The following is a 15,880-nucleotide window of genomic DNA, read 5'->3' as shown; positions in this document are numbered from 1 at the left end:
GCAGCTTTTTGCCTAAGACCATACTTAAGTATCTACATGACCCTCCCCCGCTGAAGCTATACTTGTTGAAAATCGACATCCGGGAGGAAACTCATGAAAGCCATTGTATGCACAAAATACGGTTCACCGGAAACTTTGCACCTTATAGATATGGAAAAACCTGCCCCCAAACGCAAAGAGCTGCTCGTAAAGGTTCATGCGTCAACTGTAACTGCAGGGGACATTAGAGTACGGACTTTTAAGAGTCCTGCCCTGTTATGGCTGCCAATGCGTCTCGTTTTAGGTCTCAGCAAACCCAGGAAACCTGTTTTGGGAGTGGAATTAGCCGGTGAAGTTGTAGCCGTAGGCAGTGAAGTCGCAAGGTTTAAGCAAGGCGACCCGGTTTTTGCCTTAACGGGGATGCGTTTTGGCGCACACGCTGAGTATGCCTGTCTGTCTGAAGACGGAATGGTGAGCATCAAACCGGCCAATACGACCTATGAAGAAGCTGCCGCTGCGCTTTATGGGGGGACCACTGCACTTTATTTTCTCAGAAAAGCCAACATACAAAAGGGACAAAAGGTTCTAATCTATGGAGCTTCAGGCACAGTAGGGACCTTCGCGCTGCAGCTTGCGAGGCACTTTGGGGCAGAAGTTGACGGGGTATGCAGCACTGCAAATCTGGAATGGGTGAAATCGCTGGGCGCCTCTCAGGTCATTGACTACACGGCTGAAGATTGTACCCAAAGAGGCGGACAGTATGACATCATCTTCGATGCCGTTGGCAAACTCCCCAAATCCAGCCGCAAAAAAGCGTTAAAGCCACACGGATCATTCGTCACAGTAGATGGGCAGGGAATTGCCAAGGTACGCATCCAGGATCTGCAGCTCCTCAAAGAACTGATGGAGTCAGGTAACATTAAGTCGGTGATTGACCGGTACTATCCGTTAGAACAAATGGCAGAGGCTCACCGGTATGTGGAACAAGGGCATAAAAAGGGCAATGTAGTCATCAGAGTCAGTCAGGGCTTGAATCAATAAGGTTATTAAATGAACAAAATTGTCCTCCAAAGAATAGCCTTGGAGGACAATTTTTATTATCAAATGGAACAATGTGGCGACAAATGGGGCATATGCCTGTTGCTCGAAATTCAAATCCAGATGGCTGTTATTCTTATGGGAATCCCCATTCTCGCTTTGTGTATATTTACTATCTTATGGGAAAGAGAGTTGATCCGCCAAGTTTCATACCAATGGGATTGGTCATTATTTTCGCCTCAATGGTGCTTGCCGTTTTTGCTGCTGTTCTCCAAAGACTTTTACAAGAAGCTATTAATATAAAATCAGAAAATGATTTAACGGTCTGAAGTGGGCGTATGATGTTAATTCATTCTAAAAAAATAGGAAAGCAAAAGCGGTTCGTTGTTTTTCGACAATAGCGCATCTAAGGTTCAACGGGTGCTTTTTACCTAATAAGCAAGCTGGAGCATGAGGCACTATGCATTCCGGCTTTTTTGTGATACTTTATATGACGCGAATTGCGATATTATGTGTTTTTAGAGCGTTTTCTAAAAAAAATATGACGAAATGTGATGAAAAATGACATGAAAGTATAGACAAATTGATTTTCAATCGGTATTATAAGCCTAAATCTACAAACCGCAGAGAGAAAGGGAAGAGAGAGGTGAGACTTTTGTGCTAATTGTATACAATTATACAGTTACACAAATGCACAATGGAGTGATTGGAGTTAAGAATTCGCAATATAGAGGAGAAGCGCCCATGAGCAGCTCAATGTTACGGACACGCAGGCTGTCCAAGGATAACACCTATTTGGAACTGAAGCAGAAGATCATTGATAATGAACTGAAACCAGGCCAGAACGTACACGAAGAAAGCCTTGCTGCACTGCTCGGCGTCAGCCGTACTCCATTGAGAGAGGCGATTCAACGATTGGAGAATGAGGATTTTCTTGTCCGCCAGCCCAATGGAAGGCTGAAGGTAGCGCCGGTTACTTTGGAAGAGCTGGAAGAGATTTTTCTTGTTCGCGGCATGCTGGAAGGGCATATTGCTAAAAATGCCGCCAAAAACGCCACCCCGCAAGATATTCAACATATGACGGCGATGGTTGAAAAAACGAATCAATCCTTGCATTTAGGCTCCGATAAGGATGCTCTGCCGTTTGGTTTTGAATTTCATGATTATTTATCGGAAATAAGCGGCCTGCATACTTTTGAAAGAATTTTGAGCCAGCTCCGGGATCACACGCTCCGCTATTGCCGCTATGTCTCCCTGCACGGAGAATGGAACTCGCAGGCCTATGAAGAGCATAGCCTGATTTTGCAGAGGATCGTTGACCGGGATGAAGAAGGCGCGGAAAAAGTAATGCAGGATCATATTTACAACAGCTTATCCACAGCGCTAAAACGTCTAAAAGCGGTTGACGAAACCAGAAAGGACTGAGCCGCATGCAATCAGAATGGAAGATGGACACAAAGATTATCCATGAGAGCCAGTCTCCCGATCCCCGGACGGGCGCCATTTCCCAAAGCGTTATCCCTGCGGTTGCCTATGCGTTTCCTGATGCGGAAACGGCAGCCTCCGTGGTGGCAGGTGAAGCGGAAGGCGTGTATTACGGCAGATACGGAAATCCGACCTCCCGCACACTGGAGAAAAAAATCGCCGCACTGGAAGGCGCTGAAGACGCCTTGGGGGTTTCCAGCGGAATGGCCGCCATCTCCATTGCCCTGCTTGGCTTCCTGAAGCATGGAGATCATGTCCTGGTAACTAAGGATGTGTACGGCGGAACATATAACTTCCTAACTTCCCTCGCACCTCGTTTCGGTATCGAATGCGACTTTGTCGACTGTACGGATACTGCCGGAATGCTTCAGGCGATTAAACCCAATACGAAAGCTGTCTATATCGAAACACCCTCCAACCCGAAGCTGACGATCCTTGATATCAAGCAAATTACCCAAGCCTGCAAGCTGCATAAGCTTCCTGTCATTGTTGACAACACCTTCATGAGCCCTTGTCTGCAAAAGCCTTTGGAGCTGGGAGCCGATGTTGTGGTGCACAGTGCCACGAAATACATCAACGGCCATGGGGACGTGCTTGCCGGATTCGTCGTGGGCAGCAAAGAGGTGATCCGCTTTATGCGAAAAAGGCTGATGGGCGATTTGGGGCAGAATCTGAACGCCTGGGATTCATTTCTGATCCTCAGAGGGATGAAGACGATGGCTTTGCGGGTGGAAAGACATTGCCGCAACGCCCAGACTGTCGCTGAATATCTCGAGGCTCATCCTTATATCGAAAGAGTGTTCTATCCGGGCCTTGAATCCCATCCCCAGCACAAGCTGGCTCTTGCGCAGATGAAAGGCATGGGAGGTATCGTCTCATTCGAAGTCAAAGGAGGGATAACAGAAGGGAAAAAGCTGATCAACTCGCTCAAGCTGGCGATGATTTCTTTCAGCCTGGGTGATCCCGAGACGCTGGTGCAGCATCCGGCCTCTATGACCCACGCTTCCATTCCGCAGAAGGAACGGGTTCAATTCGGAATTACGGACGGTTTGATCCGGGTTTCGGTCGGGCTGGAGGATGTGCACGATATTATCGCAGATTTCGATCAAGCGCTGGCAGCATTGTTCCCTTATACGGAGCGGAACTCCATTTCTAAATAAAATATGACATAAACAAGAGGGGGAATGATCCCGGTGAAACCGCAGGATGAAATGATGCAAGCACTGGAACAACACTTGATTGACGTTCGCAGAAGTCTGCATCGCGAGCCGGAATTATCTTACGAAGAATTTAAGACAACGGACAAGCTGCGGACATGGCTGGCCAAGGCACATATTTCCGTCTTGGATCTTCCTTTGCCAACCGGGCTTATTGCCCAAGTCGGGCAGAGTGAAGGACCCGTCGTAGCTATCCGCTGCGATATCGATGCACTTCCGATAGAGGAACAGACCGGGTTGCCGTTTGCGTCGGGAATTCCGGGAAAAATGCACGCCTGCGGCCATGATTTTCATACAGCGGTCATGCTGGGAGCCGCAATGTTGCTGAAAGCCCGTGAAGCCGGGCTGCCGGGCAGTGTGAAAATTCTGTTTCAACCAGCGGAGGAAACCGGTCATGGCGCCGAGAGTGTGCTGGCTTCGGGAGGACTGGACGATGTGGCCGCCATATTCGGGCTGCATAACTCGCCGGAACTGCCGACAGGAACCTTCGGGACGAGAACAGGACCATTCACGGCAGGGGTCGACCGGTTTGAAATTTCGGTGGAAGGGATAGGCGCCCATGCCGCCACACCGGAGAATGGCGTGGATGCGATCGTAACGGCAGCTCAGATTATTACTACGCTCCAAACCATCGTCAGCCGTCAATGCGGTGCAAGGGAAACGGTAGTGCTGAGTGTCACCCGGATCAACGGAGGCCATACCTGGAACGTATTGCCGGAACGGGTGGAACTGGAGGGAACCGTCCGCACTTATAATGAAGAAATTCGCGCAAGCATGCCGGAGAAAATGACCCGAATCATTGAAGGCATCGCTGGAGCCGCCGGAGCGAAGGCACGGCTGCATTGGGCTCCGGGACCGCCGGCGACGATCAACGACGGCGTCTGGGCTGACTTCAGCAAAGAGATCGCCGGGCAGGCCGGGTATGAGGTACATGATATCCCGCCGCAAATGGGGGGGGAAGATTTTGCGCTGTATTTGCAGCAAATACCGGGCGCTTTTGTAAATATCGGCACGGGTCCCGCTTATGCGCTGCATCATCCGCGCTTCGACGTGGACGAAGCCGCTCTGCTTCCTGCCGCCCGTTATTTTGCACTCTTAGCCGAGCGGGCGCTGGTGCAGCTGAAGGAGCAGGCTTAGCCCCAGAACATTTAATGAAAGGAGCGGATGGGTGATGATCGAATTAAGAGACGTTTACAAGACGTATCTCCGCAAGGGAATCTCAAATGATGCCATTAAGGGAGTTCAGCTGAAGGTTGATAAAGGCGATATCTTCGGAGTGATCGGCTATAGCGGCGCGGGCAAGAGCACGCTGATCCGGCTGGTCAATTACTTGGAAAGGCCGACGAAGGGGCAGGTGTTTGTCGACGGGCATGATTTGGGAGCGTACACCGATAAAGAGCTGCGTGCCGCCAAAAAAAATATCGGCATGATCTTTCAGCATTTCAACCTGCTGGAATCCAAAAAGGTCTTTGACAATGTGGCAATTCCCCTTGTGCTGCTCAAAAAGAATAAAAACGAGATTCACCAGCGCGTCATGGAACTGCTCGAGTTCGTCGGCTTGAGCGACAAAGCAGGGAGCTACCCGAGCGAATTGTCGGGTGGACAGAAGCAGCGGGTGGGCATTGCCCGTGCGCTGGCTTCGAATCCTTCAGTGCTGCTATGCGATGAAGCAACCTCGGCGCTGGACCCGCAGACGACCCGCTCTATTTTACAATTGCTCAAGAGGATTAACGCGGAATATCATATTACGATTATGATTATTACCCATGAAATGTCTGTAATACAGGAGATTTGCAATAAGGTGGCGGTGATGGAAGGCGGCCGGATCATCGAGCAGGGCAGCGTGCTGGAGGTATTCGGGCATCCGCAGCATCCGACGACACAGAATTTTGTGAGTACGGTTATTCAGACCAGTATGACTGGCAGCATGAGGAAAACATTGACGACAGATGAGGGAGGCCGTTTGTACAAGCTGGAATTCTTCGGGGAACGCGCCTCGGAGCCGGTATTGTACGAATTGATCCGCGCAAGCGATGTCAAGGTCAATATTCTGTTTGCCAATATGACGGAGATTCAGGACACCACCCTGGGGACGATGATCATTCAACTTAAGGGAAGTTCTGAAGAAATGGACAAAGCGCTTGCCTTCCTGAAGCGTAGAGAAATCGATTTGGAGGAGGTGGATAAGCATGTTCTCAACAACAGTGACCAGTGAGCAGTTTATACAAGCAATCATCGATACGGTCTATATGGTGGGGATGTCCTTGTTCGTAGGCTCGTTGATCGGGATACCCATCGGCATCTTGCTCGTCGTTACCCGTCCCGGGGGTGTTCTGGAGAACAAGCTGCTCTATACCTTGCTTAATCCGGTTATCAACATTATTCGTTCTCTGCCTTTTATCATTTTGCTTGTCGCAATTATTCCGTTCACCCGGATGATTGTCCATACCTCCATCGGAACAAACGCCGCAATTGTACCGCTCATCCTGTATATCGCTCCGTATATCGGTCGTCTGGTCGAAAATTCCCTGCTTGAGGTGAATCCTGGCATTATGGAAGCGGCAGAATCGATGGGAGCCACTCCGTTTCAGGTTATCCGCTATTTCTTGCTGCCGGAGGCTGTCGGCTCGCTGATTCTGTCTTTGACCACGGCAACCATCGGGTTGATTGGCGCAACGGCGATGGCCGGAACGGTCGGCGGCGGCGGTGTCGGAGACTTGGCGATTGTGTATGGGTACCAACGGTTTGACACTGTAGTTGTAGTTGCGACGGTGGTTATACTTGTTATTTTCGTACAGGGAATTCAATCTTTGGGCAACTCGTTAGCGAGAAAGATCCGCCGCTATTAGAGCTTGTCTTACAATAGGAGGCAAACGAATTGAGTAAATGGAGCAGACAGGAACGGTTTCAGGCGATTTTATCGGGGGAGCAGGCGGACCGGCCCATCGTCAGCGGCTGGCGCCATTTCATTGACAGGGAGCAGAATGCGGACGATCTGGCTGAGACGACCATCGCTTTTACCAGGCAATATGATTGGGACTGGGTGAAGATCAACCCCAGAGCCACCTATTTGGCCGAAGCTTGGGGAAATGAATATGATTTCGGCCAGTATAGGACGGTATTTCCCCGGCAGCTTACAACGGCGGTTCCGGCAGCATCTCAGCTGTGGCAGCTTGAAGTGAAAAAGGCCACACAGTCAGCCCCATTATTGGAGCAGCTTGAAGCTGTAGCCAAAATCCGCCGGGGGCTGCCGGATACACCCTTAATCCAGACAGTCTTCTCCCCGTTGACGGTGCTGCTGTTTATTGTCGGGCGTTCCGCTTATGTGTACCCGACCGTGTTCGGCATCGAGCAGCCGGTGACCCTGGATTCCTTGTTCAAAGAACACCGGGCGGCAGCGCACCATGCCCTGCATGCGATCTCCCTGACGATGGCCGATTATGTGCAGGAGCTGAAGCGGGCGGGATCAGACGGCCTGTTCTATGCGGTGACGGGGACTGCACACCCTGGGATGTTTGATGAGTCGTTATTTAACGAATTTTCGAGACCTTATGACAGTATTGTATTGGACGCTGCGGGCTATGGGAAAAATGTGCTCCATACCTGTGGAGCTCATGCCCATCCCGAACGGTTCAACGACTATCCGGTGGACGGGATCAGCTGGGATACGAAGGCTGAAGGAAACCCGGGGCTGGAAGCCGCATTGACCGCGACGAAGGTTGGCGGTGTCGATCACGCCCTGTTTGCCGCCAACGACGTTTCGCAAATTCAGCGGCAAGCTGCGGAAGCGCTGGGTCAAATGAAGGATCAGCCTTTTATACTCGCTCCCAACTGTGCCATTCCGCTTAATGTTACCGACGAAGCATTGGTACAGTTAAAAAAATCCGTATTTGAAGGAGAGATTCGCGTATGAAAAAAGCAATGACCCTATTCCTGATTGGTTTCGTTCTGGTTCTGACGGCTTGTGGCTCCAACAATGCGGCGGATAACTCGAAAGCCGGTGCAGCAGAAAGTGAAAAGAAGGAGATTGTTGTGGGATTTGGCGTCGGCACCTATGAGGAGCAGTTCCGCCAAGCGATTCTGCCGATTCTGGAGAAGCAGGGCTACAAGGTTGATATTAAGACCTTCTCGCAAAACATGCAGGTCAACCCGGCGATGAAGGAAGGTACGATCGATGCGAGCATCTTCCAGAGCACAGCGTATATGGAAGCTATTAACGGCGAAATTGGCGCGGATATGGTAGGAATCGCCTATGTGCCTGGCGCGCCGCAAGGAATCTACTCTGTCAAGCACACTACGCTTGACGATGTGAAGGACGGTACAACGGTAGCTGTTCCCAATGACCCGGTGAACCAGGAGCGGGCACTCCGCATTTTGGAAGAGCTGGGCTGGGTTAAAATTAAAGAAGGCTCAAATCTAGCGGACTTCAACATCAACAACATGGAGCCGGATAAATATAAGATCGATATCAAAATTCTCGACCCGGCACAAATTATGGTATCCCTGCAGGATGTGGATTACGGCGTAATTAACGGAAATTACATCGCCAGCGCCGGCAAGAAGATTACCGACGCACTCAAAATAGAAAATACGCCTATGCAGCACCGCATCATCGTATCCGTGAACCGGAAGGATGAGAATACGCAGTGGGCCAAGGATCTGAAGGCTGCCTACGAGTCCAAAGAGTTCGAGGAATACATTACCGGGTTGGAGAAATACGACGGATTCATTCTGCCGGAAGCGTGGAAGAACAACTAATCAGAGGGGGAAGATCGTTGATTGAGCAACGGATTCATTTTATCGGGGGCGGGCAGATGGCTGAGGCCATTATCCGGGTAGTCATAGCCAATCAGACCATTGCCGCCGGCCGGATCAGTGTTACGGATATCAATGAGGCGCGTCTTCAGGTGTTGACCAAGGCCTATGGTGTGGATACGGGCCGGAGCCAGGAAGCATATCTTACTGAAGCCGGACTGATTGTGCTGGCCGTCCGGCCGCAGGATGCACTGGACGAACTGGGACAAGCTGTAACCCGGCTCGCTTCGCCGGACGCCGTGGTCGTTTCAATCGTGGCCGGTTTGACACTGGAAAAGCTGGCCGGAGTTTTCGGAGCCGGACGGCCGATTGTCAGGGTCATTCCAAATACGCTGACGGATACGGGATACGGCTACAGCGGGGTCGTGCTGAACGCCAGCGCTTCGCGGGCGCAGGTAGACGAATTCCTGCTTGGGTTCGGCAAAGTCCAGTATATGGAGGAAGCGCTCCTGGATGTCTTCACCGGATACGGTGTAGCCGGGCCGAACTACATCTATTATTTCATTGAATCTCTTGTGGATGCCGGTGTGCTGGCAGGATTGCCGCGTGAGCAGGCCTGGAATGTCGCGCTGGAGAATATGGCAGGAGCCGTGCTTATGCTGCGGCAGACGGGGCTGCATCCCAGACAGCTGCTGGACATCAATAACTCGCCGGGCGGGGTGGGGATGCACGGTCTGTATGAACTGAACAACAGCGATTTCGCGGCCGGACTGCAGCGCAGTGTAATGGCAGCGGTCAAGCGAACGACTGAACTGGGAGCGAAATAGACAATGGCGAGCAAACAATGGGATCACTTGGTTCATTACATTAACGATTTGGACAATGTCGTTGAGGTCTTTGGAGAAAACGGTCTGATTGCCTTTAAAGGAGGGTCTCATAAGGACTGGGGCACCTTCAATACGTTAAGCTACTTCGGTCTGACCTACATCGAGTTTCTGGGGATTGAGTCGCCCGAATTGGCCCGGTCCACCGGGTACAATCTGGTAGTCAAGGATGCCGTTGCAGCTTTGCCTGAACATGAAGTGCTGAGCCGGGTAGTGATCCGTACCGATGATATTGAGGCAATGGCAGCTTCGTTAACCGCAGCGGGCTTAACCTTGTCACCCATTATGGACGGCAAACGCCTCGATATGTCCGGCAGCTTGATCGAATGGCGTATGATGACCATCGCCGGAGATTTCGGGGGGCTGGTCTATCCGTTTATTATTCAGTGGAAGGGAACGGATGAAGAGCGGTTGGCCAGGCTGACGGCTTCCGGCCTCGTCCGGCCTCATCCTGCGGGCCATGCCGAGATCAGACGGGCGGTCTTTCACGTGTCGGACCCTGCCGCTGCCGCCAGGCAATGGGCGAATTTGTTTGGCCTGGAGTTTGTGGAGTCAACGGATACATCCGCTGTCTTGCGGATCGGAGATAAGTTCTACGATTTCGTCAAAGGGGAGGAGAACCGGTTCATGCAGGTAATCCTGGACACGGACTCCGAACTGCTGGCGGGACAAACCATCCGGATTGGCGAAGGGGAGTATGTGTTCCAGGCTTCGAATTAACAGACGGGATGCAAAAGAAGCGCGCTCCGATGCCTCGGCAAGGGAGCGCGTTTTTGTTGCATTTTCATAATTAAGCAGATAATTATTCTATACGATTTCGGTTTATGACTTTACGTATTTAGAATAGGTATTTCTCCAAGAAGATTCTTTAAATTAATCGAATCCCATGGCATATGCTCCGTTATACCTAATCCGACCACCTCGGTTGCTTCCGATAGTTCTTTCATCAGATGCAATAGCAGAGGCATTGGCATGGTTCCCGCAGGAGAATAATTATAAGGGGCTTCAGGGTTGGCAAATAATAAGGAACGGAATGCCTTTGGATCAAGCACATCTAAATCCAGGTGAATAGCCAGGTGTTTAATGCCACTTTCCTTAATCCACTCTTTTATAGATTCAGTACTGTTCATTAACTCTTGGGTTCCGGCAGTTCTTATACCCAGTCTCTGAATCATCTCTGTATCTTGTTCTTCAGGAGTTATGCCAAGACTATGAAACGCTCCTGAAATCACCTCCATTTCTTGCTCTGTAGGAGCAGCTAATCCCGCAATAAAGACATTTTCAGGTTTGAGCGGGGTTTTCACATGTCTTGCAAACTCCTTATCTCCTTCTCCCAAAAGATTCCCAAGAGGTAAAGTATGTCCGTTGTCATAGCCAATATATCTGACTAAATCACTGTGGGCATCGATCCAGATTAAACCTAATTCCCCGTCATAACGTTCGTTTAAATAGGCAAATGGGGCTTGTTCGACTAAGCAGTCGCCGCCAAACATTACAATACGGTCCGGCTTATAAGCATCGATGAGATGCCGGGCAGCCTCTAATTGCTCAAGCAGCTGTGTCCTTCCATACATGCCTTTCTCGTTGTGCAGCGGGGTTCCATCATAGGCTTGAACGGGTACGTGAATAAGGGGTTGATCATTGTCCGGAGCCAGCCATGCAAGCAGTTCGGCACCAAAAGAGTAGTTTGGGTTGTTACCGCCTTGCCATTGCGGCATTAACAGACGAATTGTTTTTTGGGTCATTTCTTGCTCTCCTTTACATCAAAGTACGGTTAGTATAAACTGGGCACAAATAAAAAAGTAGTACGCACTAATAGGATAGGTACTACCCGAAAGGATAGTGTGAATATGAGTATGGCCGAATTTAAAGGAAAAGTTAAAAATGTTCAAGATACACCTTTTGGTTATACATTGTCAGTGATCGGCGGCAAATGGAAAATGGTAATTATTTACCTTCTGGCAGAAAATCAACCGGTCCGCTTTAATGATCTGAAAAGACAGATAGGTGCGATTACTTTTAAAACTTTGAGTTCACAGCTTAAAGAATTGGAAGCGGATGGTATGGTAACAAGGAAGGAGTACCCTCAAGTTCCGCCTAAAGTTGAATACAGCCTCACAGATAAAGCGGAATCGCTGTTGCCTGTTTTGGAAGGGCTGTGTGAGTGGGGAACAAAAAACCAGAATAGAAGATAGCGGGAAAAGTAGAGTTAATATGAGCTTGAAACCGGCGTTAGTAATATTCTTCCATCCCATAGTATAATATGATCTAGTACACCGTAACCAATCTATTATTTTTGACCTTGAGTAATTGAAAATAAGGAGATGAATGCATGGCAAATACCGTTGCGGAGCAAGTCCGGATTATCGAATATGACCCTTCTTACGCGGGAGCGCTTGCAGAAATGTGGAACCGCAGCAATGACAGCTGGGGCGGCGGAACCAGCCAGAAAACAAAGGACAGTATCCGCCGGATGATGGAAGTGTCGTCTCATCTTCATGCGTTTCTTGCTGTGGACGGCGGGGAGGTTGTCGGCTTTTGCAGCTTCTCGCACTACCATCAGGATGAAGGCGCGATGTATGTCCCGCTGCTGAATGTCCGCCCTGATTATCACGGCTGTAAGGTTGGCCGCAATCTGATTCTGAAAGCTGTCCGCCAGACGGTAGAAGCGGGCTGGCCGCGGCTCGATTTATTTACCTGGGCAGGCAATACCAAGGCTGTACCGATGTACAAGAAATGCGGGTTCTTCTGGGAAAAAAATGACGATTACGTTCACCTCATGAACTTTATTCCGACTCTTTTACAGACTGAGGCCTTGGCTCCTTACTTCGATGAGCTGGACTGGTACGCTGACAGTACGCGTGAACTGGTGATTGAGCCGGATGGCCGCACAGAGCGCGGTTTCGATTTCTTCGATTACACTTGGCGCAAGGGAGCGCTTGCCTTACGGGCGGAATTTGAGAAAAGCGGACGCGGACTGACCGCGCTGGATACACCGGATTATGCAATCTCTACATTTATCGATGATCATGATCTCGTATTCGGTTCCGCCTATAAGGTTCAGTATCGTATTGAAAACCGCTCAGCCGCTGCCATGACGATTGAGATCAAGGGACAGAATAATAAGTGTATCCGTTATGCCCTGGATGTCTCGCAAACGATTGCTCCAGGTGAAACGGTAATGATAGAAGGAGAATTTGAACTGGACCCGATCCTGGAAGAGCAGAACAACAAGAAGACCCATCCTGTGGTTATGAGCATATGGGTCATCAATGGCAAACGGGCCGAATTCAGGATTGGCATCGCACCGGAATTCCCGGTCAAGATGAAGGTTGCATTGCAAGCGGGCGGGCTGTATCCGGGTATTCCGGCCATGCTCTACCTGAATGCAGAAAATCATTTTGCCACGGAAGCAGAGTTCTCCTTCGAATGGCCGGAGACGGATATCGTGGAATGGGCGGACCGTAAGGTGCGCTTCACGGTACCGGCGAAAGGCAAAGCAGCCATACCCGCACCATTCCGACTGCGGTCCTACGGGCTTTTATCACATGAGGTAGAGGTAACGGCTGTCCCCGCTGGACAAAAAGAGTTCACCTTCACAAGCAAGCTCTCCGCTTTGCTCAAAGGCACGCAGGGCCGGTACGGAGGGCAAAACGGTGATCAGTGGGTCGCCGTGAACGGGGCATGCTCGTTACATATGAACAAGCTGGATAACAATATGTGGATCGAGTATCCCGGCTCCCGCCACAATTTCTGGTGGAACTATCCGAAGCTGGGCAAGCCGTTTTCACAGGAATTCTCCAAAAAGCAGGCTGCAGAAGTGAAAATCTATGCCGAAGGGGAGGACCAGGTTCTCGAAGCCCTATATGAGTCGGAGGATTTCTCCGGCCTGCAGATCAAGTCGGTGTCCAAGCTGTCCGCGAACGGCATTGCCGAATTTCATTACGAAATATGCAATACCAGCAGCAGAGCGCTGGAAGAAAACTTGCACTTGCTGACGAACTTTGGTTTCTTCGGCAGCCGGCTCATCCTGCCGTACCAGGGCCGTTATGTCGATATGGGCAACTCCTACTCCAGCGATCCTGCGAATTGGGATAGCGCTAAAATTACAGAAAACTGGCTGTTCTCCAAAGAAGAGAGCGTCACATGCGGGATCTGTTGGGACCCTTCCTTGAAGCTGCTCCGCTCGGATTATCCACTCGGCTTGGAGCATGAGCTTGGCCGGATTGCTGCCGGAGCCGTAGTGAAAACGAACCCGGTTATATTTGCGCTGAATACCTTCCTCAAGTGGTCTGATTTCCGCTCCTTTGCCTTGAAATTGACCGCCCCGGTTGTTCCGCTGCTGGACAATCACCTGGAACTGGTAGTCGGCGGCGGCAATCCGTTTGCAGCAGGGCTGCTGAGCGCGGAGCTGATCGAACGAAAGATGGCACCGCTTGCCGGGAGACTCGAGCTGCATATGCAAGAAGGTGGGGAACCTGAACGGCAAATGGCTGTGGTTGAACTGGACCCGGAACAGCACCTCCATTCAGCCCATATAGAGATTTCCTCCGAGAACAAGAATGGCCAGGGACAAGGCGAACCGGGCCGGAAACTCCGGGCCGTGTACCGCGGCGAGGATTGGATTCAGGAGCGGTCGGCTCTGTGGTTCCCTCAGACTGACGGCAGCGTCACCTGTGAAATAGATGAGAGTGCAGCAGGTCCTGTGTATACGGTGAACAACGGGGTTCTTTCCATAGCGGCTGCGCCCGGCTTTGGCAGTGTGGTGCATTCCTTGAAGCACAACGGCGCAGAATGGCTGGATACTTCGTACCCGGAACCGGTCCCGCATTCCTGGTGGAACCCTTGGCATGGCGGGCTCGGTGTGGATATCCCCCGTTTAGGCGGATTCAGCCGGGAGCAGGAGCCGAGAAGTACAGATTGGGCAGAGCGGAAGGATGTGTACGGCAATGTCTGGAAGGGACTCCGTATTACTACCAGCATCACGAAGCACGAAGTGAACCGGGGAATAGTCATCCATCAGCATTACCTTATGCTGCCGGGTGTTCCTGTTCTCTGTGTGCAGCATTCCGTGACCAACGGAAGCGGCGAAGCGCTGCCGCATTATTCGTTCGCCGATGATAACTTCTTCAGACCTTCGCCTGAAGTCTTTACAGAAGGATGGGTAGAAGTCCCGGGGCAAGGGCAATTCTCGCTCGGCAAGCTGGAGGCACAGCTTCAATCCAAGGGACTATTGCGTATCGGCGCGGCTTCACGTCAGGATATGCTGCAGGTGGTGAGCAGTTATCCTAATCAAAGCTCAGCAGTTTATGTGAACAACAAGGGGATCTGTCAGGGTGTGAATTATCAGCTTTCTCTTCTGAACGGGGAAACGCTCTGGACACAGCCTACCTTTCTGATCTTGGGACCTATCGCACTGGACCCGGAAGATGTCCGGGGTTTACTTCATCTGAGCTTTGCAGGTACAGCCGACGGGAAGGAGAATTCACATGCCGATCATTGATATTCATATCCATCTGTCAGACATCGACAGCTTCCACCGGACAGCAAGTGATCTATCCAAAGTCGATTACACTGCTGCTGGCCTCAAAGCAGAGTTTGAGAAGAACAACGTCATTCTCGGCATCGGAATGGGGGTTACGGAGCAGACGAAGGGAGCTTTTCCCGATTCCAGTTCACCCAATCCAATGGGTCTTGATCTGGAGGAAGATGTTCCTCCATTCCTGATGGAATGTGTAGGCATCAATCCAAACCGGCTGAACGCGGGGCAGGCCCAGGAGGAGCTTGACCGGATCGAAGCGCGGATGCAAGCACCGGAGGTAGCGGGAGTTAAGCTGTACGCCGGATATTACCACCATTATGTCTATGACAAGATCTATGGTCCGGTCTATGAGCTGGCAGCTAAGTATAGCTTGCCCGTGGTGATCCATACCGGCGATACCTACTCGATGAACGGATTGCTGAAGTATTCGCATCCGCTCACTGTAGATGAATTGGCCTATCAGCAGCGTGGAGTTAACTTTATGATCTGTCATCTGGGAGATCCCTGGGTGATGGATGCTGCTGAAGTGGCAGCCAAGAATCCGAATGTATACGCCGATTTGTCCGGCCTCGTCGTCGGTGACCGGCCTCATTTTGAGCGGTTCATGAATGAACCGCTGTTCATGGACCATTTCCGCCGGGCGCTGGTCTATTGTGATCATTATGAGAAAATGCTGTTCGGAACCGACTGGCCGCTGGCGCCAATCGATCTGTACGCAGAATTTATCCGCAGGCTCGTCCCGGAGCAGCATCATGAAAAGGTATTCTACCAGAATGCCTTCGGGCTATTTCCGCGGATTCGTCAGCGGATCGCGGAGCATAAAGCGGATTGACAAGTTCCATCTCCTGAATCTCAAGACAAGATATGCATAAAATTCTAAATATAAAGCGAATATGTGCAGTTCTGCAGACCCATAGGGGTGCCGGGAACCCCTTAAATTGAAGAGCAGCGGTTTCTGAGTGGGCAGGGCATAATAAATG

14 protein-coding genes and 1 pseudogene are annotated in these 15,880 nt (G+C 50.8%); 14 read left to right on the top strand and 1 reads right to left on the bottom strand.

Annotated features, from left to right (window positions below):
- The first annotated feature begins 93 nt into the window (after window positions 1–93).
- The 11 genes and pseudogenes from PGRAT_RS18725 (at window position 94) to PGRAT_RS18675 (ending at window position 10,078) form a co-directional block, all read left to right on the top strand.
- Entirely contained in the window at window positions 94–1,020 is a 927-nt protein-coding gene (locus tag PGRAT_RS18725) for an NAD(P)-dependent alcohol dehydrogenase (protein ID WP_025707882.1), read from the top strand.
- Window positions 1,021–1,184: 164 nt separating this feature from the next.
- Window positions 1,185–1,346: pseudogene (locus PGRAT_RS32505) on the top strand (DUF2975 domain-containing protein); the annotation flags it as partial.
- A 415-nt stretch (window positions 1,347–1,761) separates the two neighbouring features.
- Window positions 1,762–2,442, top strand: coding sequence for a GntR family transcriptional regulator (locus tag PGRAT_RS18715; protein WP_025707880.1), 681 nt, complete (start codon window positions 1,762–1,764; stop codon window positions 2,440–2,442).
- Between the two features lie 5 nt (window positions 2,443–2,447).
- A complete protein-coding gene (locus PGRAT_RS18710) occupies window positions 2,448–3,662 on the top strand; it encodes a trans-sulfuration enzyme family protein (RefSeq protein ID WP_025707879.1) in 1,215 nt (404 codons plus the stop codon).
- 51 nt (window positions 3,663–3,713) lie between these two features.
- Window positions 3,714–4,856, top strand: a complete 1,143-nt coding sequence (locus PGRAT_RS18705) for an amidohydrolase (protein ID WP_025707878.1) — start codon at window positions 3,714–3,716, stop codon at window positions 4,854–4,856.
- Window positions 4,857–4,890: 34 nt separating this feature from the next.
- Window positions 4,891–5,934 (top strand): methionine ABC transporter ATP-binding protein, encoded by a 1,044-nt coding sequence (locus tag PGRAT_RS18700; protein WP_025707877.1) that lies wholly within the window; start codon window positions 4,891–4,893, stop codon window positions 5,932–5,934.
- A complete protein-coding gene (locus PGRAT_RS18695) occupies window positions 5,909–6,568 on the top strand; it encodes a methionine ABC transporter permease (protein ID WP_025707876.1) in 660 nt (219 codons plus the stop codon). The genes PGRAT_RS18700 and PGRAT_RS18695 overlap by 26 nt, the downstream gene beginning before the upstream one ends.
- A gap of 29 nt (window positions 6,569–6,597) precedes the next feature.
- On the top strand, window positions 6,598–7,632 hold the full coding sequence (locus tag PGRAT_RS18690; RefSeq protein ID WP_025707875.1) for a uroporphyrinogen decarboxylase family protein: 1,035 nt from the start codon (window positions 6,598–6,600) through the stop codon (window positions 7,630–7,632).
- A complete protein-coding gene (locus PGRAT_RS18685) occupies window positions 7,629–8,477 on the top strand; it encodes a MetQ/NlpA family ABC transporter substrate-binding protein (RefSeq protein ID WP_025707874.1) in 849 nt (282 codons plus the stop codon). Before PGRAT_RS18690 ends, PGRAT_RS18685 begins: the two co-directional genes overlap by 4 nt.
- 17 nt (window positions 8,478–8,494) lie before the next feature.
- Window positions 8,495–9,301: a pyrroline-5-carboxylate reductase gene (gene proC, locus PGRAT_RS18680; RefSeq protein ID WP_337588176.1), complete on the top strand. Its 807-nt coding sequence runs from the start codon at window positions 8,495–8,497 to the stop codon at window positions 9,299–9,301.
- A 3-nt stretch (window positions 9,302–9,304) separates the two neighbouring features.
- Window positions 9,305–10,078 (top strand): VOC family protein, encoded by a 774-nt coding sequence (locus tag PGRAT_RS18675; protein WP_025707872.1) that lies wholly within the window; start codon window positions 9,305–9,307, stop codon window positions 10,076–10,078.
- Window positions 10,079–10,188: 110 nt separating this feature from the next.
- Here PGRAT_RS18675 and PGRAT_RS18670 read toward each other — a convergent pair whose 3' ends face one another.
- Window positions 10,189–11,103, bottom strand: a complete 915-nt coding sequence (locus PGRAT_RS18670) for an arginase family protein (protein ID WP_025707871.1) — start codon at window positions 11,101–11,103, stop codon at window positions 10,189–10,191.
- A 105-nt stretch (window positions 11,104–11,208) separates the two neighbouring features.
- Between PGRAT_RS18670 and PGRAT_RS18665 the strand changes: the two genes are divergently transcribed.
- From PGRAT_RS18665 to PGRAT_RS18655, 3 genes are all read left to right on the top strand, one after another.
- Complete coding sequence (locus PGRAT_RS18665) at window positions 11,209–11,553, top strand: winged helix-turn-helix transcriptional regulator (protein WP_025707870.1); 345 nt, start codon at window positions 11,209–11,211, stop codon at window positions 11,551–11,553.
- A 137-nt stretch (window positions 11,554–11,690) separates the two neighbouring features.
- Entirely contained in the window at window positions 11,691–14,861 is a 3,171-nt protein-coding gene (locus PGRAT_RS18660) for a GNAT family N-acetyltransferase (RefSeq protein ID WP_025707869.1), read from the top strand.
- Complete coding sequence (locus PGRAT_RS18655; protein WP_025707868.1) at window positions 14,848–15,732, top strand: amidohydrolase family protein; 885 nt, start codon at window positions 14,848–14,850, stop codon at window positions 15,730–15,732. Before PGRAT_RS18660 ends, PGRAT_RS18655 begins: the two co-directional genes overlap by 14 nt.
- Window positions 15,733–15,880 lie beyond the last annotated feature (148 nt).

It is taken from the genome of Paenibacillus graminis, assembly GCF_000758705.1.
In the GTDB taxonomy this organism is placed as follows: domain Bacteria; phylum Bacillota; class Bacilli; order Paenibacillales; family Paenibacillaceae; genus Paenibacillus_AQ; species Paenibacillus_AQ graminis.
The sequence above is the reverse complement of the archived record's forward strand: the minus strand, read 5'-3'. Positions and strand labels throughout refer to the sequence as shown.